We start from the raw sequence: 25,862 nt of genomic DNA on the forward strand, positions 1-25,862 counted from the left end.
TTTAGAAGAATTACAATGAATTTTAAAATGAATTACAAAAAAGCTTTAGCAAAATTAATCTGTGTAACAGTTGTTTTACTTGTTTTGATAAGTTGTGGCGAATCAAAAACGCTCACTATTTATTATGCAAAAGACGCATCGCCAAAAGAAATTCTGGCTGCTAAGGAACTTCAGAAATATATTTATGTGAGATCTGGGGAACTTCCGGAAATTGCAGTTTATGAAGGAAAAGAGCAAGTAAAAGGCAAAGCTATTATTTTGTCTCAATTTGAAAAATTTGAAAACAAAAGTAATGTTATAAAAGTTGAAGGAGATTCGTATTTATTGAAATCTGAAGAAAAAGACCAGCTTTTTATTGTTGGAGGCTCATCAGAAGGTATTCTATACGGAGCTTATAAATACATAGAATCGCTTGGTGTTGGTTTTATGATTGATGGCGATATTATTCCTGACGAAAAATTGGATACTGTAAAACTGAATGGTTTCAACGAAACACATAATCCTGCATTTGCATTAAGAGGAATTCAGCCTTTTCATGATTTTCCTGAAGGACCGGATTGGTGGAATGAAGAAGATTATAAAGCTGTTATTTCTCAATTGCCAAAAATGGGAATGAACTTTATCGGATTTCATACTTATCCTGAAAAACGCCCATTTGGAGGTTGGGAACGCGCAGAACCAATGGTTTGGATTGGCACAAAAGATCAGTTTAATAAAAACGGAACTGTAAAATCTGCTTATCCGGTTTTGCATTCCAACACGGCAGACAGTACTTGGGCTTATTATCCTAAAAATACTTCTGATTATCATTTTGGAGCTTCACAATTATTTGAAACAGATAGGTATGGCGCTTCTTACATGAAAAATGTATCGGGATGGCCTCATACAGAAAAAGAAAATGTAAAGATTTTTGATGAAGTTGGATCAATGCTTGGAAACACTTTTACATTGGCAAAAGATTTAGGGGTAAAAACATGTATCGGAACTGAAACGCCATTAACAATTCCGTTTGATGTACAGCAAAGATTGATTGCTCAGGGCATTGATTTGAATTCTAAAGAAGCAAGAGTAAAGCTGTACGAGGGAATTTTTTCTAGAATTATGGCAACACATCCGTTAGATTATTATTGGTTTTGGACGCCAGAAACCTGGACTTGGGACGGACAAAATGATGCGGCGGTTGAAAAAACAATTCAGGATATACAAAGTGCCATTCAGGCAAAAAGCAATGTCAAAGCACCTTTCACTTTAGCAACAAGTGGTTGGGTTTTAGGTCCTGCAAGAGACCGAGCGGAATTTGACAATTTATTTCCGAAAGAAATGCCTTTTTCTGTAATTAATAGAGAAGTTGGATTTACGCCTGTTGAGTCTGCTTTTAAAAATGTCAACAACAGACCAAAATGGCAAATCTCATGGGTTGAAGATGATCCTGCAATGGTGACACCACAGTTTTGGGCGGGAAGAATTTTGAAAGATGCCTCAGATGCCTTTCGCTTTGGATGTACAGGAATGATGGGAATTCACTGGAGAACAAAAAATCTTTCGCCAAGTTTTATGGCTTTGGCAAGATCAGGTTGGGAAGCTGATAAATATAAATCTCCAGGAGACAGTATTCGCCACATTAATCCAAGTGAAATATATAAAGAGTGGACTTCACTGCAATTTGGACCAAAAGCCGCTACTCAATTAGGTAATTTGTTTACTTCTTTAGATGGAGGGGAATTTAAATTAGGAAGCAAAGACAGACATGCTAATTTTCCAAGAACAGCCGACTGGGGCAAAAAAGGTCCTGGAATGATTAAACCAAATTATGAAGCTTGGGAAAAGTATCAGAAAAAATATGATTTTATAAAAACGTATGAAAATGCTAAAAATCTTGTTGTAGGAAAAGGGAATCTGGAACGTTACAATTATTGGTTAAACACTTTTTATTACGCAAAATATCAAGGAAATGTTGGATGCATTTTGGCTGATATGGAACGTTTAAACGGACAAATTGGAAAAGCAAAATCAAAGGAAGAAAAAATAAAACTGGCTAATGAATTAATTGCAAAAAGAAATGAAGTTGCAAAAGCCTGGGAAAAAATGGGAGATTACCTGATGCAGACTGTAAGTACAAATGGCGAAATGGGAACTATTGCAAATCTAGAACAGCATAATCTTGGAAGTCTAAATCAGATTCATCAATACGATAAAGTTTTGACAGAATTGTTAGGAGATATTCCAGAAATTAAAATGTCGACAGCATATAAAGGCGAAACCAGAATTGTAATGCCAACAAGGCAAACCATTATAAAACAAGGAGAATCTTTAGTGACTAAAGTCAGGATTTTGTCTTCTCAAAAAATTGCTTCGGTAAAAGTATTTTACAAAGTCTTAAATGAGAAAAATTATACGGAAAAAGCATTGAAGAATGTGAACAGAAATGTGTATCAATTAGAAATAACCCCTAAAGAATATAATCAAAATAGCTTTACTTATTATGTAGAAGTAACAACTGGAACTAAAACGGTTCGTTCCCCTCAAAGTGAGCCGGAAGCTGTTACAGTTTGGTAAATCTTTAATAAGAAAACAAGCTAGAATTTAATGTTTCATTTTTAAGATTATCTAAAAAAATATTAGTCATTTTTTTTCTGATTGACTAATATATCGAGTCATCTTTTGCCTTATCGGAACGGTTTTAATACGAGTGAAATATCTCGTACAGGGACTCTTTTTGCCTAAAAAAATGAAAAAATAATAATATCTACTCACTAAAAAAAATAGCAAAAAAAAACAAAAATGAATCCAAGTAACCAAAAAACAATTTTGAAAGTAAATCTGAAATTCTTGAAGAACCACTAAGAAAAGAAACAGATTTTGAAAAGAAACATGACTAATTAAATAACTAAACCTTATGAAAAACCTTTTAATTACCGGCCTTTTTTGGCTTTTTCTTATACCGGTTGCTTTTGCACAACAGCAAATTACCGGTAAAGTAACTGATGAGCATTCCGGAGACCCGCTTCCTGGGGTAAATATTCGATCGGAAGGCGGAGGACAAACTACAATGACAGATTTTAACGGAGCTTATACCATTTCGGTACCGAAATCAACAAATCTATTATTCTCTTTCATTGGATATAAAACAAAAAAGATAAACTCAGGAACTTTAGCAACATTAAATGTGGCATTATCTTCTGAATCAGAATCGCTTCAGGAAATTGTGGTAACAGGTTATACCAAAGTCAAGAAGACAGATTTAACCAGTGCGCAAGCAACTATTGATGCAAAAGCTATAAAAGAGACTGTAAATACAACTGTAGAACAAGCCATTCAGGGTAGAGCTGCGGGAGTTTACGTAACTCAAAATTCGGGTGAACCAGGAGGAGGTTTGTCTGTTAATATTCGTGGGGTTAACTCTCTAAATGGAACAAATCAGCCTTTGTATGTTATTGATGGAGTGCAGATTACTGTTCAAGAAATTGGAAGTGGATTATTAAGTTCTTCAAGCCCATTAGCGGGTCTTAACCCGGCTGACATTGAAACTATGAATATTCTTCAGGGGCCATCTGCAACTTCATTGTACGGTTCAAGAGGTACAAACGGTGTAATTGTAATTACCACCAAAAGAGGTAAAGCAGGAAAAGTAAGAATTGATTATGATTATACCTATTCACTTCAAACACCACCTCAGAAAATTGATGTCATGAATTTAAGACAATATGCGCAGCTGAGAGGAGAATACCAAAAATTGACAGGCGGGGTAATTCCTCCAGAATTTATGGATCCTTCTATTTTGGGAGAGGGAACAGATTGGCAAAAAGAATTATATCGTTTAGCTCCAATGACTAAACATCAATTACGTTTAAGCGGAGGAAGTGAAAATACAACGTATTATTTATCAGGAGAATACTTTAATCAGCAGGGTATTTCTCAAGGGTCTAATTTTGATCGTTATTCTGTTCGTATGAACTTAGATAACAAAGCAAACGACTGGCTGACAATTGGAGCAAATTTCAATATCAACCAGACAGAAAATGTCGCTGCAGCAACTTCTGAATCGGTTATTTTAAATGCCACAAAATTGAGCCCGAATATTCCAGTAAAAAACTTTGACGGAACTTATGGTGGGGGAAGCACTGATCCGGATTCTCCAGAAAGATATAGTGTTCCGAATCCGATAGCGATGGCTAATTTAAATAAAAATGAAGTTTTAACCAGACAGTTTTTAGGAGGATTAAATTTGAAAATTGACATTATAGACGGATTAGTTTTCAAAACATCCTTTAATACAAATATTGAATACGGAAGCGGAATGTACTTTCTGCCAAAATATAAATTTGGAGTTAACGAAAGAATCAATACACAGCTTACAAATGTTGAAAATAGAAACACATACTGGAAATTTGACCAATTCCTTAATTATGATAAAAAATTTGGAGATCATACTGTAACAGCAATTTTAGGACACGAAGCGCAAAGTGGAGCTTGGAAACAGTTAACAGGTTATAGAGAAAACTTTCCAGTTGATATTCCTGATTTAAATGTTGGAGATCAGTCTACTTCTATTGCAACAGGGGGTAAAAATGATTGGGCTTTAGAATCTTTCCTTGCAAGTGCAGGCTACAACTATAAAAACAGGTATTTTATTAATGCTACGTTAAGAGCCGATGGATCTTCAAACTTTGGTCCAGATAATAAATGGGGCTACTTCCCATCTGCTTCTGCAGCGTGGAGAATTTCAGAAGAACCTTTTTTTAATGTAAAATCAATCAGTGATTTAAAGTTAAGATTTGAATCTGGAGTTACAGGAAGCAATGGTCCTGGAGGTGTAATCTACGGAAGATTAGACGGTAGCCCAACACAATGGGGAACAGGTTTCTTGCCAAGTAAATATGCAAACTCTGATTTGAAATGGGAGGAAACTACAACGAATAACATTGGTTTTAATCTTGGATTATTCAACAACAGAATTACAGTTGAAGGAGATTTTTATGTAAAAGAAACAGATAACTTGATTATGGATCTTCCTTTACCGCTTTACTATGGTGTTGACGGAGAAGGAGGAATGGCGCCGCCTACAGTAAACGTAGGAGCTTTACAAAACAAAGGATGGAGCATTGCGGTTAATACAGTAAATATTAAAACAGCAGATTTCTCTTGGACAACTAATGTAAACGTTTCGCACTTTAATACAAAAATTAAAAAATTCTACACTCAGTCGGCTATTTTAGATCGTTACTCTCGTTATTTCCAAGAATGGACTCAGCGCTCTGTTGTCGGACAAACGCCTTGGCAGTTTTACGGTTATGTTGAAGAAGGATTATTTCAATCACTTGATGAAATCAATAACAGTGCTTTGCCGGTTGATAATCAAGGAAACAAACTTCCTGTAAATAAAGATCAGGGAGGTGTTTGGGTTGGAGATGTTAAATACAAAGACATCAGCGGGCCAAACGGTGTTCCAGACGGAATTATCGACGAAAAGGATCAAACTTTTATAGGTAATCCATATCCGAAATTATTTGGAGGTATGACCAATACATTTACTTACAAAGGATTCACTTTAGGAATTTTATTAACGGGTTCTTACGGAAATGATATTTACAATTATACAAAACGTGTCAACTCAAATCCTGTAAACGTAAGTGTGGGAAGTAATTTATTAGTTCACGCCTTAGATTATGCAAGAGTTGCAGAAGATGCAAATGGAAATCCTTATCTAGAAAATCCTGATACGGATGTTGCAAGAGTTTCGAATTCAAGAAACGGAAACTATGACAGACACACTAGTAAATGGGTAGAAGACGGTTCTTATTTAAGAATAAAAAATATCTCATTGAACTATGAATTTGGTAAAGAAATCTTAAAAGGCATACCAGGTGTAAGCGGTTTCAGACTTGGTTTAGGGGTTCAAAACATTGCAACTTTTACCAAATATACCGGATATGATCCTGAGGTAGGTTCTTATGTAGGAAGTGGTTCAAATGCTGGTTCTCAGCCTATCGGATTTGATTATGGACGTTATCCATTAACACCAATGTACACATTTAATTTAGGAATTAACTTTTAAAAATAGCGTGATGAAAAATATAACATTCAAAATTTTTACAGTATCCAGTCTGTTTTTATTGCTTTTCACAAGCTGTTCTGAAGAATTTTTAGAAAGACCGCCTCAGGACGTTCCTGTAGATGCGGAGTTTTATAAAACAGACGAACAAGTTTTAGCAGGTTCTGCATTATTATACAATAAAGTATGGTTTTTATATAATGATAAAGCTTCATTTAGTGTTGGAGATTTTAGAGGAGGAACAATGATGTCGGTTTACAATTATCCAGACATGGTGCAGTTCAATACAACTCCGAACTCACAGATGAACTATGATGTTTGGAAATCTTTATTCAATACAATCGGACAGTGTAATACTTATATTATAAACGTAAATAAATATGCTGGGCCTAATGTTAATCCAGAAGTTAAAAAACAAACTATTGCAGAAGCCAGATTTATGAGAGCAACAGCATACAGTTTATTAACAATGAATTATGGTGCGGTGCCAATTATTACAAACAATTTTACATTGGTTGGAGATACGACAACAGTACGCAATACGCCAGAAAGTGTTTGGAAATTTATTACCAAAGATTACCGTGCAGCCGCTCAAGATCTTAAAGAAACTCCTTTACAAACAGGCAGAATTACAAAATGGGCCGCTGAAGGAATGTTGGCAAGAACTTACTTGACAAGAGCTGGTGTTGGAAGAACTGAGGGAAATAGAAATCAGGTTTATCTTGATTCTACAAAATATTATGCAGAACGAGTTATAACTAGCAGTGGTGCTAAATTACAGCCAAACTATGCTGATTTATTCTTGACCAAAAATGAAAACAATGCAGAATCGTTATTTTCACTTCAATGGCTTTATACAGGAACTTACAGCTCAACAACAAATACTGCACCTTCTTCTTTAGCGTTTAGCCCATCAATAGCTAATGGTGACGGATGGGGAGGAGATTTTAGCGCAACTTGGTGGATTTTAAGTAAATATGAAGGAATTAATCCTGTTGCAGGAAGTCCCAATATGATGGAAGGTAAAACACTCGATCAGCGATTGAAAGCAACCTTTATGCTTCCTGGTGCACATTACCCTGAAATCACACAGACATTAGAAAATGGAACAGATCAAGAACTTCGCTTTCCTTATAGTCAAGGTGCAGAGATTAGTTATGCTTCAACAAAAAAATATGTCGTTGGTAAAGCTAAAGATAACGGAGGTTTAGCAGGATTCCATACTTATGAAATCAATACGTATATGCTGCGTTTGGCAGAAATTTATTTGGCTTACGCCGAAGCTGCAGTTGGAAATAATAGTTCGACCACAGATACAAAAGCAATACAATACTTCAATGCAGTACATACAAGAGCTGGTTTAAATGCAATTCAGGGACCATTGACTTTTGATAGAATTTTTGACGAAAGAATGATTGAGTTTTCTGTAGAAGCTATGGCATGGTACGATTTAGTTCGTCTACATTACTATAATCCTCAAAAAGCATATGATATTATCAGTAATCAGGATAGAGCTGCTTTTGCAATTGTTCCAGATAGAATTCCAAATCCTACATCTTGGACTTTTACCAAAACATCTTGGGTAACGGTTAGAAGTTATGCAGCAAATGACGGAAACTTTTTAATCCCGATTCCCGCTACAGAGATGAGTCAGGCTCCTAATTTGGGTAAAACGCCTGTAGATTATTATGCAGGTAAACAGTAATCTTAAAAAAGACATTATGAAAACTTTATATAAAATAACAACAGCCTTATTAGTTGTTCTGGGAATAACTGTGGTTTCTTGCTCATCTGAAGAAGCTGTCAGCAGAAGTCCTTACATTAGTTATGTGAGAGTCACAGATCCTGCTTCTTCAGATTCATTATTGGTCGAAGCAGGTCAGGGACAGCTTTTAGCGCTTATTGGAGATAATCTTCAAAACACAAAAGAAGTTTGGTTTAATAATCTTAAAGCATTTATATCGCCAGTATATGTAACCAAAACTTCAATACTTACCAATGTTCCGGGAAAAATTCCGACAGAGATAAACAATCAAATTCGATTAGTTGACGGTTCAGGAGGCGTTTACACTTATGATTTTAAAGTAAAAATCGGAAAGCCTTTCATGAAAGCAATGAAAAGTGAATATGTGGCTACTGGTAAAATAGCAACAATTCAGGGAGATTTCTTTTACGAACCAATGACAGTAACTTTTACAGGAGGTGCACAAGCGACAATTTCCAGCATTGAAAATGATCAGATTTTGAATATTGTTGTTCCAGAAGGTGCTCAGCCGGGACCTATTACAATCAAAACAAATTTTGGAGAAACTAAATCTGATTTCTGGTTTAGGGATAACCGAAATATTTTTGTGAGTGGTGAAGCAGGATCTGATTTTATAGTGACATCTCCTGGAGCTGGAGATCCTGAAGCAATCAATGGAAACTATATCAGAGTGAAGAAAAATATTGGAAGCTGGGATTATACCGCATTTTTCAGCGGTGGCCCAGATGTCTTTGGTGCAGAAAGCAGAAATGTACCGGATGACGCCTTAACACATCCTGAAAAATACAATTTCAAATTTGAAATAAATACATTAAAACCATATAACGCAAACGCGCTGAAATTTCAGGTTTTATTAGACAAAGCGTCAGATTTTGATGATTACTATTGGAGTGGTGGCGTTTATTTATGGAGTCCTCCATATGATACAGAAGGAGAATGGGAAACAATTGTTGTGCCTTTAGAAAAAGTACTATTAGGACCTGGTCACGAGCCAAGTGCAGCTGGATATTTTTCTCGTTTAATCGTTCATGGTGACGGAGCGCTTGATGCAGATATTTCTGTAGATAACTTTAGAGTTGTACCAAAAACTTTAAAATAATTCATTTTATATAAAACCTAAACCAAAATGAAAAAAAATATAAATAATAACCCGTTTTACTTCCTGATTATGTTTTTCATAATCATTGGAGTAACTGTTTCGTGTAGCAATGACGATGCAGACAGCAGCAATGATGTTGTTGAGCTTTTAAGTTTTGGTCCTTCGGGACAAAAACATGGCGAGAAAATATCTTTTATAGGTCATAATCTTGATCGTGTTACCTCTATAATGCTTCCAGGTGTTGAGGTTTCTAGCGATGATTTTGTGTCGCAGACTTCAGAAAAAATTGAATTGATTATACCTGAAGAAGCTACTGAAGGAAAAGTAACTTTAATTTATGATGGAGGAGAAATAACCTCAAAAACAGTTTTAAGTTTTGATGTTCCTTTTATGATCGCGAGCATTACACCTGAAGCAAAACCGGGAGAGAATATTACCATTACGGGAGATTATCTAAATTGGGTAACTTCTGTAGTATTTGCTGACGGAATTGAAGTAAAAGAATTTGTAAGCGCTTCATTAAAACAATTAGTTGTTAAAGTTCCTTTAGATGCTAAAACTGGACAGCTTTTAATTATTGGAGGCGGAACAGAACCTTACACTTTTCAATCTGAAAGTGATATCATCATCGATTTGCCAAAATTATCTTCTCTTGAACCTGCAAGCGTAAAACATAGTGATTTGTTGACTATTAATGGAGAAGATTTGGATTTAGTAAAAACAATTAAATTTCCAAATAGTACAGAAAGTGCGGCTTTTGAAAGCCAGACAGCAACAAAAATTGTGGTAAAAGTTCCAAACACAGCAACGGACGGAAAAATAGCATTAACGGCTTATTCTGGAGTTGTGGTAGAAACGCCGCAGCCGGTTAAAATTATCTTGCCAATTATTACAAACGCAGCACCTAAACCAGTAGCCATTGATGCAGACTGGACATTAACAGGAACTGATTTAGATTTGGTAAAAGAAGTAATAATTCCGGGAGCAGCTTCTCCAATTACTTCATTCGTTAGTCAATCAGCAACGAAAATTGTACTTAAAGTTCCTACAGGTTCTTTTAATGGAACAATTAAATTGAAAACTATCAATGATTTCTTAGTTGAAACTAATACTGAAATTCAAATTGCAGGTCTAACTGATATTCCACTAAACAGAGTAATTTTTGACGATGATTACAGAAATGGTTTTGCTAACTGGAGTTGGGGAGGAGATGTAAATCCGGCTTACACGACAGAAGTAAGAGAAGGCACAAAAGCAGTTAGAAAAGACTGGCAGGATTGGGACGGACTTCGTTTTGGCGGAGGAAGTATTTCTACAGCTGGAATGACAGAATTTGTATTCTCTGTTTATGGAGGTGAAGGCTTGGAAAACAATCAGCAATTAGGAATTATGATTAATAATAATTGGGGAATCACTACGGTTCAGGTAAAAATTGGAGCCTGGACAGATGTTGTAATTCCGTTATCAAGTTTGCCAGCATTGAGTTCAGCAACCGAAATTAATGATTTTGCAATCCAAGGAAAATTTGGTTACGTGATTGTTGACAAAGTTGGATTAAGATAATAGTTAAGTAGTAATTTTTACCCGACAAAGAAGAAACTTTCCTGAGCTTTCTTCTTTGTCATTTTTCAATTTTTAAAATAAATGAGAAATTTAAATACTTTATTGAGTGTTGTTTTTTTGATACTGACAGTTTCCTGTAGCACAAATAAAGTAAACAAAACACAACATGAAAAACCATCAAAAGAAGTGGTTTTGCAAAACCTGAAAGCATTAACTAAAAAAGGAACCTTGTTTGGACATCAGGACGATTTGGCTTACGGAATTGGCTGGGCTTATGAGCAAGGTAATTCAGATGTAAAAAGAGTCGTGGGAGATTATCCTGCAGTTTATGGTTGGGAATTAGGTCATTTAGAATTAGGAGATTCTTTGAATATTGACGGAGTTTCATTCAATAAAATGAAAGAATATGTAAAAGAAGTTTACAAAAAAGGCGGTCTGAATACTTTTAGCTGGCACGAAGTAAATCCGTACAACGGAAAATCAGCTTGGGATACAACATCTACTATAAAACATCTTTTAAAAGAGCCAAAATTGATGTCGGCTTATCATAAAGATTTAGATAAAGCGGCTACTTTCTTTAATAGTTTGAAAGACGAGAACGGAAATGCAATTCCGGTAATTTTTAGACCATTGCATGAACAAACCGGAAATTGGTTTTGGTGGGGAAGTCCGCAGACTTCAGCTCAGGATTATATAAAATTCTGGCAATTAACAGTTGATTATTTAAAAAGCAAAGGAGTAGAAAATGTTTTATATGCTTATTCTACAACAGAATTTCCAAACAAAGAATATTATCTGGAAAGATATCCGGGCGATCAATATGTTGACATTTTAGGATTTGACGCTTATCAGACAGATGCTCCAAAAACGGATGAAGATTTTAGAAACAGAATAAAAAAAATGGTTTCGACCTTAAAAGAAATAGGTGCAGAGCATGACAAATTAATAGCCTTTACAGAAGTTGGTTTAGAGCAAATTCCAAACCCAAATTGGTGGACAGAAGTGCTACAACCAATTCTTGAAAATGCTGATATGTCTTATGTTATGCTTTGGAGAAACGGCCGTCCAGATCATTATTTTGTTCCATATCCGGGTCAGGTGAGCGAGAATAATTTTAAAACATTTTATAAAAGTCAAAAAGTGCTTTTTCAGGAAGATTTGACAAAAGAAAAAGTATATCAAAAGAAGTAAATATGAATAAGTTAATAGTCCTTTTTAGTTTTTTCTCCATTTCGATGTTGGCTCAAAATCCTGTAGTTCCAGGGTATTTTGCAGATCCAAGTATTAAAAAATTCGGAGACACTTATTATATGTATTCCACGACTGATGGATATTACAGCGGCAATGACGGGGAACAATTAGTCTGGACAACAAAAAATTTTGCAGATTGGGATGTGCAAACCATTGCAGGAATGCCACACGAAACCGTTTGGGCTCCGGCTGTAATTCAGGGAGATAACGGAAAATATTATTTGTATTGCCAATCTTCTGTAGATTATTCAGGATATGTGTATTCTGGAGATTCTCCAACAGGACCTTTCAAAAAAGAAGCACATTTAGGAGGTTTTGATATCGAACCTTTTCGTGATCCGGTTTCCGGAAAAATCTATGTGATTTCTGCAGGACGCGAATTGTTTTTAATGGATAATGATGTAAAATCGCCAACCTATTTAACCAAAATAGAAAAGAAAATTTATATAAAAGGAAACCTTTTTGATTATACAGAAGGACCTTATTTAGTCTATAAAGATGGATTTTACTATTGCATGTGGGCTGGCGGGCGCTGTTGGGAAACCAGTTATAAAGTGCGTTATGCGGTATCAAAAAATATCGATGGTCCTTATGAAGAAGCTTCAAATAGCCCGATTTTAAAAACAGATTTAAACGCTGGAATTTCTGGTCCGGGACATCATTCGATAACAGAAATTGACGGACGTTCTTTTATGTTTTACCATAGGCAAGATTTGGTAAAAGGACCAACTTGTGATTACCGTTTTCCAGCGGTTTCTGAAGTTGAGTTTAAAAACGGAAAAATCAACTTGATTTCTTATGTTGATGATTTAGCACAAACCTTAAATAAAAAAGGAAAATACACCAACCTGGCTTTAAATAAAAATGCTTTTTCAAGCAGTCAAAATGCAGGTTTTGAAGCCAGTAAAGCTGTTGATGGTAAAAACGACACACGCTGGACAACAGGTGGCGCACCAAGTGATATTACTATAGATTTAGGTAAAGAATTTTCTTTTGACGCTGTTCGTGTCTGTTTTGAATATCCTGATAAATATGTCACTTTCAAAATTGAGACTTCTACAGATTATCAGAATTGGCAATTATATGCAGATCATAGTCAGGAAGCCGTTCAGGGTTATACACAAATGATGCAGTCAAAAGCAGGAAAAGCACGATATGTAAAAGTTACAGTAAACAATTCTGAAGACAGAAATGCTTCACTTTGGGAGGTTCAGGTTTTAAAGAACAACTAAATTTTAGAAAATACAGCTTTAGAATAGTATAATTTTTTAAGGAATAAAATGAAAATAATTAAACAAAAAACCTTCGTATTAACCGCATTGCTTTTGGCAGGAAGTTTGGCTTTCGCCCAAAAAAAATCGCCTGTAGATTATGTAAATAATTTTATAGGAACTGGCGAATGGGGAAATCTTTATCCAGGAGCTCAGGCACCATTTGGCATGATTTCGATCAGTCCAAATAATGTATTTGACAATTACGAAACTTCACGCTCTGGATATCGATATACGCAGGATGAAATTTATGGTTTCGGAATGACGCATTTCTCAGGAGTAGGTTGTCATGCTATGCAGGATTTACCTTTTTTACCAGTTGTTGGCGATTTGAATTTTTCTCCAGTTTACAATAAGGGAGCTTACAAAAGTAAATTTTCACATGAAAATGAGGTTGCAAAACCGGGATTTTATTCGGTAAAATTAGATACTTATAATACTGATGTAAAATTTACAACAACACAAAGAGCTTCAATTGGAGAAATAGATTTTCCTGAAAATAAAGAAGCATCCATCGTTTTTGCCCCAACAAATAACGCAAACGGAATCTCTGCTGGAGAACTGAAAATTGATTCTAAAAACAATAGAGTAAGCGGTTTTATGTCAACTGGAGGTTTTTGCTGGCGCGATCCAAACGACAGACCTTATCGAGTTTATTTTGTAGCCGAATTTGATACTCCTTTTAAAGAAGTCGGAAACTGGAGAGCCGAAAATAAAACAAAAGGAAGCGAGAATATTTCCGGAAGTGCCATTGCATCTTATGTAACTTTTGATCTTCAGGGAAAAACGAAAGTTAAAATGAGAACAGCAATTTCTTTCGTTAGCATAGAAAATGCCATTCAGAATCTAAATGCAGAAATTCCGGATTGGAGTTTTGAAAACACTTATGAAAAAGTTCGTAAAGACTGGGAAAAGTATTTGAATAAAATTCTGGTCGAAGGAAAAAATGAAGATCATAAAACAGTTTTTTATACTTCCGTTTCACGCAATTTATTACAGCCAAATATTTTTGAAGACGTAAATGGACAATACATTGGTTTTGATGATAAAATTCACACAATCGAAAAAGGGCGAAGTAAATATGTAAACTTTTCGCTTTGGGATACTTACAGAACAACAGCACATTTACAAGCTATTATTGCTCCAAAAGAATCCTCAGATATGATTCAGTCTTTGTTGTTAGATGCACAGCAAGGAGGATCTTTTCCAAACTGGAGTATGAATAATCAGGAATATGGCGTTATGAATGGTTATTCTCCTTTCCCTTTTATAGCCAATATGTATGCAATGGGCGCCAAAGATTTTGATTTGATTGCAGTTAAAGATATGATGAAAAAAGTTTCAACCGAATTTCATTCCAGCAGAAAATCTCATGGCTGGTATGCGGTCGAAGAATATAAAAAGTTAGGTTATGTTCCTGTAGATCTTCATGGTTATGGTGCTTCGATGACATTAGAATATGGTGTTGATGATTATTCGATTGCTAAAATTTGTCAGGCAGCAAATGATCTAGAAGCAGAGAAATATTACTTAAATCGTTCTCAAAATGTTTTCACTTTATTAAATCCTGAAAATAAATTTATTCAGGGAAGAAATTCTGATGGAAAATTCATTACGCCATTTGGAGAATCAAGCGAGAATGGTTACAACGAAGGAAATGCCATGCAGTATTTCTGGAGCATTCCGCAAAGCATGAAAAAATTAATTGATAAAGTAGGAGGAAACGCTTTTGTAGAAAATCGTCTGGACCAGTTTGTGTCGAAAATCGAAATAGGTTGGGCACCAGAAAAACCTTTTTACTGGGTTGGAAATGAACCTTGTTTTGGAGCAATGTATGTTTATAATTACCTTCAAAAACCTTGGAAAGCACAATATAATGTTCGTCGCGTTACAGATGTTTTCAAAAATTTACCAAACGGAATGCCAGGCGATGATGATGTTGGAGCAATGTCGGCATTGTATGTTTTCTCTGCACTAGGTATTTATCCGTATTTGCCGGGAGAAGCTGGATTTACTGTTACGGGTCCGCTTTTTGAAAAAACTACTATCAGTTTAGAAAACGGAAAGAAAATTACCATCGACGGAAAAAATGCAGAATTTGATGCGCCTTATATTCAGGAAATGAAAATAAACGGAAAAAATGTTTCGAGTTTATGGTTGGATTGGAATGAAATGCAAAAGGGAGGATCAATCGAATTTAAAATGGGTAAAAATCCAAATAAGAAATGGGGAAGTGCTGTAAACGATATGCCTCCAACATTTTATCCGGAAAAGAAATAAAACTTAGAATAATACAAATAGAATATGAAACGTATTTTAATCTTCCTGACACTGTTTATAACAGCATTTTCAAGCGGAGTTTTTGCCAATGTAAAACTTCCAAAATTGGTTGGCGACAATATGGTTTTGCAAAGAGATGTCAAAATTCCGATTTGGGGTTGGGCTGAAAGCGGAGAAAAAGTCACGGTAACTTTTTTAGGCTTAAAATATCAGACAAAAACCGGAAAACACGGAAAATGGAAATTAGAGCTTAAAGCTGTTTCTTCTGGAGGCCCTTATGAAATGACTATTGAAGGAAAAAATAAAATTAGCTTAAAAAATATTTTAATTGGAGATGTCTGGATTGCTTCGGGACAATCGAATATGGAATGGCCATTAAGTGCAACCGTAAACAATTTCAAAAAAGAAATCGCCGATGCCAATTTTCCAAACATCAGATTATTTATGGTGGAAAAAGCAGTTGCAAGTCATCCAAAAGAAGATGTTGTAAGCAACGGCTGGATGGAATGCAGTCCGGAAACGGTTCCGAATTTTTCTGCGGTGGCGTATTTCTTTGGGAGAGATCTTCAAAAAGAAATTCAGGTTCCGATTGGATTAATCAGTTCGAATTGGGGCGGAACTCCGGCAGAATCCTGGACGGATTTAGAATCGGTTAAAAAGTTTCCAAGATATGCATCTGAAGCAGAAAACCTTTCAAAAAGCAAAGATGATGTTGGCGAATTGCTTTCGAAATACAAACAAGATTTAGCGATTTGGACAAAAACTTCAGGGCAAGACAGAGGTTATCAGGAAAACGGAAAAACTTGGGCAGATACTGATGTTGATGTTTCAACTTGGTCGACAATGAATTTACCCGGAAACTGGGAACAGCCAAATATTCTTCCTAATTATGACGGTGTGGTTTGGTTCCGAAAAGAAATCAATTTATCTGCGGAAGAAATTGCAAAAGGTTTGACACTTCATTTATCAAAAATTGATGACGAAGATATTACGTTTTTCAACGGAATTAAAATTGGAGAAACCAAAGGTCATGAAGCGTTACGAACGTATATCGTTCCGAAAAACCTTTTAAAAGAAGGGAGAAATGTATTGACAATTCGTGTAAACGATACCGGTGGCGGTGGCGGAATTTACGGTAACGCTGAAGATTTATTTATGGAAATTGGTTCTTCTTCAAAATCATTAGCCGGAAATTGGATTTACAAAACTGCTGTTGATACAGAAAATATGCCAAAATATCCATTAAATAGAGAACCGCAATATGTGCCGACAACGCTTTACAATGCCATGATTTCGCCATTAGTTCCTTATGCAATCAAAGGTGCAATTTGGTATCAGGGAGAATCTAATGCAGATCGTGCTTTTGAATACGGAACTTTATTTCCGGACATGATAAAAGGCTGGAGAACAAAATGGGGATCTGATTTTCCGTTTCTGTTTGTTCAGTTAGCCAATTTCATGCACGACGAAGCACAGCCAGCAAATTACGATTGGGCAGAATTAAGAGAAGCACAAACCAAAGCGTTAGAGCTTCCAAATACAGGAATGGCTTTGGCAATTGATATTGGAAATCCGGACGATATTCACCCAAGAAATAAACAGGATGTTGGAAAAAGATTAGCGCTTTCTGCTTTAAAAGTGGCGTACAATAAAAACGTTGTTTTTAGCGGACCAAAATATCAATCAATGGAAATTAAAGGAAATAAAGTTGTTGTTACATTTTCAAATTTGGGTTCAGGTTTAGAAGTGAAAGACAGTTACGGTTATGTAAAAGGCTTTGCCATTGCAGGAAAAGATGAAAAGTTTGTTTGGGCAAAAGGGCATCAGGAAGGAAATACAATTGTTTTATATAATGATGATGTAAAAGAACCAATTGCAATTCGTTACGACTGGAGCAATAATCCGGACGGAAATATTTATAACAAAGAAGGATTGCCTTTAGTGCCGTTTCGCACAGACAATTTTAAAGGAATTACAGAAAACCGATAATTATGTTTATCAGATCAATAATAAGTTTAGTTTGTTTTACAATGTTCGTCAATAACGCTTGGTGTAAGGTTAGTGCACCAAGTTTTGTTGCGGACGACATGGTATTGCAACGCGACGTAAAATTACCAATCTGGGGCTGGGCAAGTCCGGGAGAAAAAGTGACGGTTCGTTTTCAGAAACAAGTAAAAACTGCGCAAACCAATAAGGACGGTTCGTGGCGTATTTATCTCGATCCAGTTTCTGCAGGTGGACCTTACACAATGACTTTGGAAGGAACAAATAAATTGGTTTTTAAAGATATTTTGGTAGGCGATGTTTTTCTGGCAAGCGGACAATCAAACATGGAGTTTACGACTTATTCTGTAAATAACAGTAAAGATGAAATGCTCAAGGCAGACTTTCCTGAAATTCATTATTTCAGGGCAGGATTAAATGTCGCCAATAAACCAATCGATACACTTTCGGGACAATGGAAAGCCGTAACTCCTGAAACGGTTGGAAACTTATCTGGCGTGGCTTATTTTTTTGCTAAAGAATTGTATCAGAAAAAGAAAATCCCGATTGGGATAATTGTTTGCGCATGGGGCGGATCTGTGGCAGAATCCTGGACGAATGCCGAAGCTTTACAGTCTTTTCCTGAATTCAAAAAACCTTTAGAAGATTTAAAAACAGGTCAGGATTGGCATAAAACTTTTACGGAATATGAAAAGAATTTAAAGGCATTTAAAGAAAGTAAACAAGGTCTTGGAAAAGGTGCTCATCAAAATAATTATGCTGATGGAGATTGGAAAGAAACAGAATTTCCATTTGAATTGAAAACAATGGGATTGGCCGATAATTATGGAAATAATGTCTGGATTAGAAAGAAATTCACCATTGATTCATCTTTTAATGTAGAAAAAAAAGCGTCTTTATTTTTAGGTAAAACCAATGGAGAGATTACAGTTTATGTAAACGGAATAGAGATTCAGAATCGGGAAGAAACTCTGGAAGGAAATTGGTTTGTAATTCCGCAAAATTTTTTGCAAAAAGGAGAAAATCAAATTGCGATTAAATTTCTGGAAATCTGGAGCGGAAATATTGGCGAATTAGGACAGAATGTGATTTTGAAAAATGAAGATTCGTATTTAAAAATTGATGGAAAATGGAAATTTAATTCAAAAATAGAATTCCCAATTCCGCCTTATGTTTCCTGTAATTATACACCGAGCACGATTTACAATGCCATGATTTCGCCTTTGGTTCCTTATGCTTTAAAAGGTATTATCTGGTATCAGGGCGAATCTAACGCAGACCGAGCAAAACAATATCAGACTTTATTTCCTGCATTGATTGAAGGTTGGAGAAAAAAATGGAATTCGGATTTTCCTTTTTTGTTTGTACAGCTTGCCAACTTTCAGCCAGATAAAAAGCAACCAACAGATTATCAATGGTCAGCTTTGCGCGAAGCACAGCAAATGACTTTAAAAGTGCCTATAACCGGAATGGCCGTTACAATTGACATTGGCGATGTAAACGATATTCATCCAAAAAACAAACAAGATGTAGGGAAACGATTAGCGTTAGTTGCCGAGAAAGTGATTTACGGAAATAACGAAATCGTGTATTCAGGACCAACTTTTAAAGAATTTAAAACCGTCAATGATTCCATTGTCGTTGAATTTACAAATGTTGGAACGGGCTTAAAAGTAAAAGATCAATACGGTTATGTAAAAGGTTTTGCAATTGCTGGCGAAGAGAAAGTTTTTAAATGGGCAAAAGGATATCAGAACGGAAATACTTTGATTTTATACAATGAAACCATAAAAAATCCAACAGCAGTGAGATACAATTGGGGTAACAGCCCTGACGGAAATATTTATAATAAAGAAGAATTGCCTGCTGTGCCTTTTAGAACAGATAATTATCCATTGAATTTTGAATGATATGAAACAAATAAGTATGATTAAATTATTTTTTGAGAAGTCTAAATTTTTAATGCAGTTAAGTATTTTGATGTGCATTGGCTTTTCCGCGAAAGCGCAAAATCCATTATTTCCGCATTTGTATACAGCAGATCCTTCTGCACATGTCTGGAAAAACGACCCAAATACGTTATGGATTTACGCCTCGCATGATGTACCGGGAACCAATCATCACGCTACCATGTTTGATTATCATGTTTTCTCGACAACCGATTTGAAAACATGGACAGATCATGGACGAGTACTGTCTGTAGATGATGTTTCATGGGCAATCAGCCACGCTTGGGCAATTGATGCAGTACTCTGGAAAGGAACATATTATTTGGTTTACGGTATGAAAGAAAGAGCTACGGGAATGTTTAGAACGGGTTTAGCAACCAGCGATCGTCCAGAAGGTCCTTTTACAGATATTGGTTTTATAAAAGGAGTTGAATGGGGGCAAGATCCTGCCTTATTTGTAGACGACGACAATAAACCATATTTGTACTGGGGCTCTTCAAATTCTTGTTTTGGAGCACAATTGACAGACGATTTAAAAGCAATTGTTCCGGAAACCAAAGTAGAATTAACATCGCAATTGACAAATGTTTTTGAAGGTCCGTGGGTTCATAAATATGAAGGAAAATACTATTTGTCTTATCCTGGATTACAGAAAAAACAATGGCCGGAAATTATGTATTATGCTGTTGCAGATAAACCTTTAGGACCTTATAAATATAAAGGGGTTTATATTCCGCAGTTCGAACAGCAGTCCGGAACCAATCACGGTTCGATTGTAAAATATAAAGACAACTGGCTTTCTTTTTACCACAGTGCATGGCTTTCGGGCGGAGTGAGTGAATCGAGATGTACAATGGCCGATTATTTACATTATGAGAAAAATGGAGACATCAAATTGAGCGAACCAACTCGTACAGGTTTGGGCGAATCTGTTTGCAACATTCACTTAGAAGCTGAAAATGGAAAAGCATCAGGTGGAAAATTTGACGGAACTGAAGTAGCTTCAAAAGAAAAAGGATTTTCTGGTAGAGGCTATGTTACTGGTTTTGATTTGGAAGAAGATTATGTAAAAGTTTTAGTTCAGGTAGCAAAAGACCAGAAATTCAAACTGAAAATTAGATATTCCTCGACACACGATACCAAAATTACTTTGACTGTAAATGAATTTATGTCCAATGGTTCAACTTCTGCATGGCAGGATATTGTGATGCCAAAAACAACTGGTTTTGAATATTTTGATGCCGGAACAGTGAGCTTAAAAACGGGCGATAATTTCCTAAAACTAACCAGTCAAAACGGAGATATGAATGTGGATTATTTTCTTTTGGAACCGATAAAAGGTTCCAAGAAATAGAAAGTCAAACATTTAAAAAATAAAGATTTAAAAGAAAAAGTAAAACAAACAAAAACGAAAAAAAATGAAAAACTATCTAAAATCGATACTGCTCTTGTTCAGTATTTTTATAATGTACAATTGCTCCTCCAATGGAGATGATGAAAAACCACCTGTTACTGAAAAAGCAACGGCAACGATAACAGCTTCGCAGGTTTCTGTTTTAGAACCAAGCACAGATGGCGAATTTGTAGTGAAATTATCTAAATCAGTTGCTTCAGCCACAGAATTGTCTCTTACTTTCGGCGGAACTGCAAAAAATGGGGAAGATTACAAAACCATTGCAAACACCATTGTAGTGCCTGCAAAAGCAACTTCAGTTAAAATTCCAATTGAAATTTTGACAGACAAAATTGTTGAAGGGGATGAAACTTTAGAAATAACTTTGGCCTCGTCTAAAAATGCCGATGTTATAATAGGTTCTCCTGCAAAAGCTGTATTGACTATTACAGACGCTATTGTTGACATCGAGTTAACTCCTGCAAACGTGAGAACCTATATGGTAAACAAAAATGCGACAGATGAAACTGTGGCTCTTTTCTACAATATGAAAATGTTGGCAAAAACGTCGTTTATGGTTGGTCAGCATGATGCATTATTGAGTTTTTATAAAAATAATGCAGGAGATTCCGATATTAAAAAAACAACAGGTTTTGATCCGGGAATGTCGGGTGGTGATTTTATGTTTATAACCGATGATCCAAATACAGGACAAGAAGGTAATTGGTGGTATGCACAGGAAAAATTAATTAAGCAGGCTGCTGTAAATGCTTATGATAAAGGAATGGTAAATATGTTTTGCTGGCATATGAGAGAACCTTTTGAAGGAAAGACTTTCTATACAAGTGAAATGACAGATACACAGAAGAAAAATGCTTTTAAAAGTATTTTGGTTGGAGGTGTAAATCATGAATATTATAAAAACAAATTGAAGAAAATTGCGCAGGTAACAAAATCTTTAAAAGGTGCTGATGGAAAATTAATTCCGATTATTTTTAGACCATTTCATGAATTTGACGGAGATTGGTTCTGGTGGGGGAAATCATTTTGCACGCCTGCAGAATATGTGCAGAACTGGCGTTTTACAGTCGAATATTTACGTGATGAATTAGGTGTAACCAATATGCTTTTTGCTTTTTCTCCAGATGCAAGTTTTACTTCTGAAGCCGATTATTTGGCAAGATATCCGGGCGATGCTTACGTCGATGTTTTGGGTTATGATGATTACGGAAATTTCGATAATAAAGGCGATGCAGGTGCAAATAATGCAAATGCGAAACTTCAGATTATTTCAAAATTAGCGAAACAAAGAGCAAAAATTGCTGGACTTACAGAAACTGGCTATTTTGTAACTCCGGGGAAAAATAACCCAATTTCAGTATTGTATTCGAATTATTTCTACAGTGCCATGACGAAGAATAATGTTGAGCTTTCATTTATGACTTTCTGGGGCAATGGTGGCGATACGTATTGTACGCCAACGCCAAGTATGTCTGATGCAAGTGATTTTATTCAGTTTGCCAGAAAAGAAAAAGTGGCATTGCTGAACAAATTGCCTAAAATGTACAAAATGCCATAAAGCATAAGTTCAATTTTGATAATGAGAAAATTATTGTACTGCTCGAATAAAATTTAAATGATTATGACTAAAAATCTGCACAGGGAAATAGCGCCACTTTCAAACGAAGACAGCTTTTTGGTCTTTGACAGAGTAAAAGATGATTTTGATTTTCCTGTTCATTATCACCCTGAGTTTGAAATTAATTTTATTGTGAACGGAAAAGGAATAAAAAGAGTGGTAGGAGATAATATTGATGAAATCGAAGATATTGAGTTGGTACTGATAGGACCAAATTTATATCACGGATGGGAATTGAATAATTGTAAAAATGATAAAATTCATGAAATTACAATTCAGTTTCACAAAGATTTATTTCCTGATTCCTTGCTTTCCAGACGAATTATGAATCCGATAAAGGAAATGTTTAACCGCTCTAATCACGGTATTTTATTTTCTGAAACTACAGCAAGAAAACTCATGCCGCAATTGATAAAACTGTCTAAATTAGATGGCATGGATTATTTTTTGGAGATCACGTCGATCCTTCATGATTTGGCCAATTCAAGAAATCAGCGATTATTATCTACTTATACCGTTGATCACGATAAGTTTGAAGATTATGATAAAATGAAATTGATTTATGATTATGTTCAGAAAAATTTTTCTGAGAAAATTACTTTAGAAGATATTTCTAAAGAAGCCTGTATGTCTAATGCTTCATTCAATCGTTTTGTTAAAAAAAGAACAGGAAAAACATTGGTTAATTATTTAAGAGATATCAGAATTGGATATGCAACAAGATGGCTTTTAGAAAACGAAATGAGTGTGTCCGAAGTAGCTTATAAATCAGGGTTTAATAGTCTGGCTAATTTCAATCGTGCATTTAAGTACATTAAAAAATGTACGCCAAGTGAATATAGGGAAGATTTTTTTGGAATGAAAAGGGTTTTGTAATTCAATATTCAAAAAACTAAAAAAGGTATTTTTAATTCAATTTAGAAAGCTGTTCAAATGTAATTTTGAGCAGCTTTTTTATTATAATGATAATTTTAAAATGTAATAATTTTAATACTCATTTTTTTATCTTAATTATTTTATAGAAAAACGTATAAATATTAAAATAGTTTATAAACTAAATAATCCTGTAATAGTTTCTTTCTGAAAAACTTACTTTATTTGCAAGGTTAATTTGTTATTAATAAAACATTTACATTCTTATAGGAAGAAAAACTACTCTTTAAAATATTAAAAAAATAATTAGGCGTCGATTTTGAAAAACGAATCGATGCAACTTTTTTAATGTTTAAATTGAAATTAAAAATTAAACTTTTAAAGGTTTTCAAAAGATGTAGGTTAAGGCATTTTAGCACATAATTATAGCTGTTTTATTTTTTGTTTCAAGATTTTTTGAAATGATAGAAAAGCTAAAAAAAAAATGTAACCACAAACCTCAAATATATGAAAACGCAACTCTTACGAATACTATGTTTATTTTCAATATTATATTTTAGTTTTATATCAAAAGGACAGGCGCAGAGCACATTTATAAATCCAATTATGCAAGCCGAAAGCCCAGATCCTTTTGTGACCTATAATAATGGTTTTTATTACTTCATGGTCACAACCGGCGATGGAGTTTGGATTCACAAATCAGCTACTTTACAAGGCGTTGGTTCTGCACCGCGAACAAAAGTATGGAGTTCTGGGGGAGAAATAAGACGCGATGTCTGGGCGCCTGAACTTCATTATATTAATGGAAAATGGTATATCTATGCCTGCGGGAATCTTTCTGATGACGGTTTTAATATGAGAATGTTTGTTTTAGAAGGAAATTCTCAAGATCCTTTGGGCTCTTATACCTATAGAGGAATTTTAGCTCCGGAAGCTTCAGGAATCGATGAAAGTCCGTGGCAAGATCCAGCTACTGGAATTCTTTATATGACATGGTCGCAATTTGATCCGCAAGGACAAACCATCTGGATTGCCAGAATGGATAGCCCAACTCAAGTAAGCAATCAAAGAGTTCGTATTTCTGAGCCTGTTTTTAATTGGGAAAGAACAGACGGATTAGTTAATGAAGGCCCAATATTCTTAAAAAAGGGGAATAGTCTACACATCATTTACAGCGCCAGTCAATGTGCTTCTGCAGCTTATGCGTTGGGAAGATTAACCTGTACAGACGGAAATTATCTTAATCCGGGTTCCTGGCAAAAAGTGGGTCCGGTTTTTTCAAGAAACGATGCCAATGAAGTTTATGGAACAGGTCACAATGGTTTTACAAAATCTCCCGATGGAACTGAAGATTGGATTATTTACCACGCAAAACACGGAACATCTTTCACCAATTCAGATAGAAGTACACGTATTCAAAAATTTACATGGAATCCTGATGATACACCAAATTTTGGAATTCCAGTTCGTGAAGGAGTTGCCATTCCGGTTCCGTCTGTAAATGGAGCAGTGCAAACACCTTTTAACGGAGTTATAAATCTTCCGGGAATTGTCGAGGCTGAAAATTTTGATAATGGAGGTGAAGGTATTGCGTATCATGATGCAAATCCGCAGAATATGACTGGAGCTTACAGAAATGAAGGCGTAGATATTGAAGCAAGTACAGAAGGATATTATAATTTGTGCTTTTCAGAAAATGGAGAATGGACTGAATATACAGTAAATGTTACTCAAAGCGGAAATTATGCTATTGATTCAAGAGTTGCTTCGATGGTTGGAGGGAGTTTTCATCTGGAATTTAACGGACAAGATATTACGGGGTCTTTAATTGCTCCCAATACAGGAGGTTGGCAAAATTGGCAATGGGTTCATAAGGAAGTGTATTTAAATAGTGGCACTTATGTAATGCGTTTCGCTATTGATCAGGCAGGTTTCAATACTAATGGATTTATTTTCACATATCTGGGCGGGGGAAACGGAATAGTTTCAGGGCAAACATACAGATTAGTAAACCGTAACAGCAATCAGGTTTTAGAAATTGGTGGCTGTAATACTGCAGATGGAGCGAGAGCACAGCAATGGCCTTGGTTGGCAAGCGACTGTCAAAAATGGAAAGTTGAAGCAACAGACAGCGGTTTTTATAAACTGACTGCTCAACACAGTAACAAAACATTGGATATTGTTGGCTGTTCTACTGATATTGGAGCAGGAATTCAGCAATGGCCTTGGGTTGGCGGAGTTTGCGAACAATGGAGTATTGAACCGACTGATAATGGTTATTATAGAATCATTTCTCGTGCCAGCGGATTAGCACTTGAAGTTCAAGACGCCTTAACTACAAATGGAGCAAATGTAAGACAATGGCCTTGGAATACTGCCTCTTGCCAGCAATGGAAATTGGAAGCCATAGGTAGTACAGCAAAATCAAGTTTAAAAACTCAGGATTCTGCAGCATTATTAGAAGACCAAGATCAAGTTTCAGATTTAATGATATTTCCAAATCCGGCAAATGATCAGGTCGAAATTTTATTTCCTCAAAATGATAATTATCCAGTAAATCTTCAGATAACTGATATGATTGGAAATATTCAGCTTTCTCAAAAAGAGGTAACAGGAGTAAAAACGACGGTTGATACTTCAAAATTAAAGGCTGGAATTTATATTGTTTCAGTTAAAAACGGAACAACTGTTACCAATAAAAAACTAGTCATTAAAAAGTAATT

At 35.4% G+C, this 25,862-nt stretch carries 14 protein-coding genes; all 14 read left to right on the forward strand.

All coding sequences use genetic code 11. The annotated features are described in order from the left end of the window. Window positions 1–27: 27 nt before the first annotated feature. Window positions 28–2,556, forward strand: a complete 2,529-nt coding sequence (locus AC1Q5Z_RS13330; protein ID WP_492445229.1) for an alpha-glucuronidase family glycosyl hydrolase — start codon at window positions 28–30, stop codon at window positions 2,554–2,556. 340 nt (window positions 2,557–2,896) lie between these two features. Further along, on the forward strand, window positions 2,897–6,055 hold the full coding sequence (locus AC1Q5Z_RS13335; RefSeq protein ID WP_492445231.1) for a SusC/RagA family TonB-linked outer membrane protein: 3,159 nt from the start codon (window positions 2,897–2,899) through the stop codon (window positions 6,053–6,055). Between the two features lie 10 nt (window positions 6,056–6,065). Further along, a complete protein-coding gene (locus AC1Q5Z_RS13340) occupies window positions 6,066–7,757 on the forward strand; it encodes a RagB/SusD family nutrient uptake outer membrane protein (protein ID WP_198858484.1) in 1,692 nt (563 codons plus the stop codon). A gap of 16 nt (window positions 7,758–7,773) precedes the next feature. Further along, window positions 7,774–8,916 carry a glycan-binding surface protein gene (locus AC1Q5Z_RS13345; protein ID WP_198858483.1) on the forward strand — a complete coding sequence of 381 codons (1,143 nt, stop codon included), beginning with the start codon at window positions 7,774–7,776 and terminating at the stop codon, window positions 8,914–8,916. A gap of 27 nt (window positions 8,917–8,943) precedes the next feature. Continuing rightward, window positions 8,944–10,479, forward strand: a complete 1,536-nt coding sequence (locus tag AC1Q5Z_RS13350) for a hypothetical protein (protein WP_492445234.1) — start codon at window positions 8,944–8,946, stop codon at window positions 10,477–10,479. Window positions 10,480–10,560: 81 nt separating this feature from the next. Beyond that, complete coding sequence (locus AC1Q5Z_RS13355) at window positions 10,561–11,670, forward strand: glycoside hydrolase family 26 protein (RefSeq protein ID WP_492445236.1); 1,110 nt, start codon at window positions 10,561–10,563, stop codon at window positions 11,668–11,670. 2 nt (window positions 11,671–11,672) lie between these two features. Continuing rightward, the gene (locus AC1Q5Z_RS13360) at window positions 11,673–12,962 is read left to right on the forward strand and encodes a family 43 glycosylhydrolase (RefSeq protein ID WP_492445238.1); all 1,290 of its coding nucleotides are present in this window, start codon (window positions 11,673–11,675) and stop codon (window positions 12,960–12,962) included. Between the two features lie 48 nt (window positions 12,963–13,010). After that, window positions 13,011–15,281: a GH92 family glycosyl hydrolase gene (locus AC1Q5Z_RS13365; RefSeq protein ID WP_492445240.1), complete on the forward strand. Its 2,271-nt coding sequence runs from the start codon at window positions 13,011–13,013 to the stop codon at window positions 15,279–15,281. A gap of 24 nt (window positions 15,282–15,305) precedes the next feature. After that, a complete protein-coding gene (locus tag AC1Q5Z_RS13370; RefSeq protein ID WP_492445242.1) occupies window positions 15,306–17,270 on the forward strand; it encodes a sialate O-acetylesterase in 1,965 nt (654 codons plus the stop codon). Between the two features lie 41 nt (window positions 17,271–17,311). Next, window positions 17,312–19,195, forward strand: coding sequence for a sialate O-acetylesterase (locus AC1Q5Z_RS13375; RefSeq protein ID WP_492445244.1), 1,884 nt, complete (start codon window positions 17,312–17,314; stop codon window positions 19,193–19,195). A 1-nt stretch (window position 19,196) separates the two neighbouring features. Next, window positions 19,197–20,588 carry a family 43 glycosylhydrolase gene (locus AC1Q5Z_RS13380; RefSeq protein ID WP_492445246.1) on the forward strand — a complete coding sequence of 464 codons (1,392 nt, stop codon included), beginning with the start codon at window positions 19,197–19,199 and terminating at the stop codon, window positions 20,586–20,588. Window positions 20,589–20,652: 64 nt separating this feature from the next. After that, the gene (locus tag AC1Q5Z_RS13385) at window positions 20,653–22,206 is read left to right on the forward strand and encodes a glycosyl hydrolase (RefSeq protein WP_492445248.1); all 1,554 of its coding nucleotides are present in this window, start codon (window positions 20,653–20,655) and stop codon (window positions 22,204–22,206) included. Between the two features lie 63 nt (window positions 22,207–22,269). After that, complete coding sequence (locus AC1Q5Z_RS13390) at window positions 22,270–23,142, forward strand: AraC family transcriptional regulator (protein WP_370569089.1); 873 nt, start codon at window positions 22,270–22,272, stop codon at window positions 23,140–23,142. A 504-nt stretch (window positions 23,143–23,646) separates the two neighbouring features. Further along, window positions 23,647–25,860 carry a family 43 glycosylhydrolase gene (locus AC1Q5Z_RS13395; RefSeq protein ID WP_492445250.1) on the forward strand — a complete coding sequence of 738 codons (2,214 nt, stop codon included), beginning with the start codon at window positions 23,647–23,649 and terminating at the stop codon, window positions 25,858–25,860. The last annotated feature ends 2 nt before the right edge of the window (window positions 25,861–25,862 follow it).

It is taken from the genome of Flavobacterium sp. GW823-FHT06G12 (assembly GCF_058794775.1).

Excerpts from the sequence above, each read along its gene's own strand:
- AC1Q5Z_RS13330 (WP_492445229.1), top strand. The coding sequence starts at position 28 with ATGAATTACAAAAAAGCTTTAGCAAAATTAATCTGTGTAACAGTTGTT.
- AC1Q5Z_RS13335 (WP_492445231.1), top strand. The coding sequence starts at position 2,897 with ATGAAAAACCTTTTAATTACCGGCCTTTTTTGGCTTTTTCTTATACCG.
- AC1Q5Z_RS13340 (WP_198858484.1), top strand. The coding sequence starts at position 6,066 with ATGAAAAATATAACATTCAAAATTTTTACAGTATCCAGTCTGTTTTTA.
- AC1Q5Z_RS13345 (WP_198858483.1), top strand. The coding sequence starts at position 7,774 with ATGAAAACTTTATATAAAATAACAACAGCCTTATTAGTTGTTCTGGGA.
- AC1Q5Z_RS13350 (WP_492445234.1), top strand. The coding sequence starts at position 8,944 with ATGAAAAAAAATATAAATAATAACCCGTTTTACTTCCTGATTATGTTT.
- AC1Q5Z_RS13355 (WP_492445236.1), top strand. The coding sequence starts at position 10,561 with ATGAGAAATTTAAATACTTTATTGAGTGTTGTTTTTTTGATACTGACA.
- AC1Q5Z_RS13360 (WP_492445238.1), top strand. The coding sequence starts at position 11,673 with ATGAATAAGTTAATAGTCCTTTTTAGTTTTTTCTCCATTTCGATGTTG.
- AC1Q5Z_RS13365 (WP_492445240.1), top strand. The coding sequence starts at position 13,011 with ATGAAAATAATTAAACAAAAAACCTTCGTATTAACCGCATTGCTTTTG.
- AC1Q5Z_RS13370 (WP_492445242.1), top strand. The coding sequence starts at position 15,306 with ATGAAACGTATTTTAATCTTCCTGACACTGTTTATAACAGCATTTTCA.
- AC1Q5Z_RS13375 (WP_492445244.1), top strand. The coding sequence starts at position 17,312 with ATGTTCGTCAATAACGCTTGGTGTAAGGTTAGTGCACCAAGTTTTGTT.
- AC1Q5Z_RS13380 (WP_492445246.1), top strand. The coding sequence starts at position 19,197 with ATGAAACAAATAAGTATGATTAAATTATTTTTTGAGAAGTCTAAATTT.
- AC1Q5Z_RS13385 (WP_492445248.1), top strand. The coding sequence starts at position 20,653 with ATGAAAAACTATCTAAAATCGATACTGCTCTTGTTCAGTATTTTTATA.
- AC1Q5Z_RS13390 (WP_370569089.1), top strand. The coding sequence starts at position 22,270 with ATGACTAAAAATCTGCACAGGGAAATAGCGCCACTTTCAAACGAAGAC.
- AC1Q5Z_RS13395 (WP_492445250.1), top strand. The coding sequence starts at position 23,647 with ATGAAAACGCAACTCTTACGAATACTATGTTTATTTTCAATATTATAT.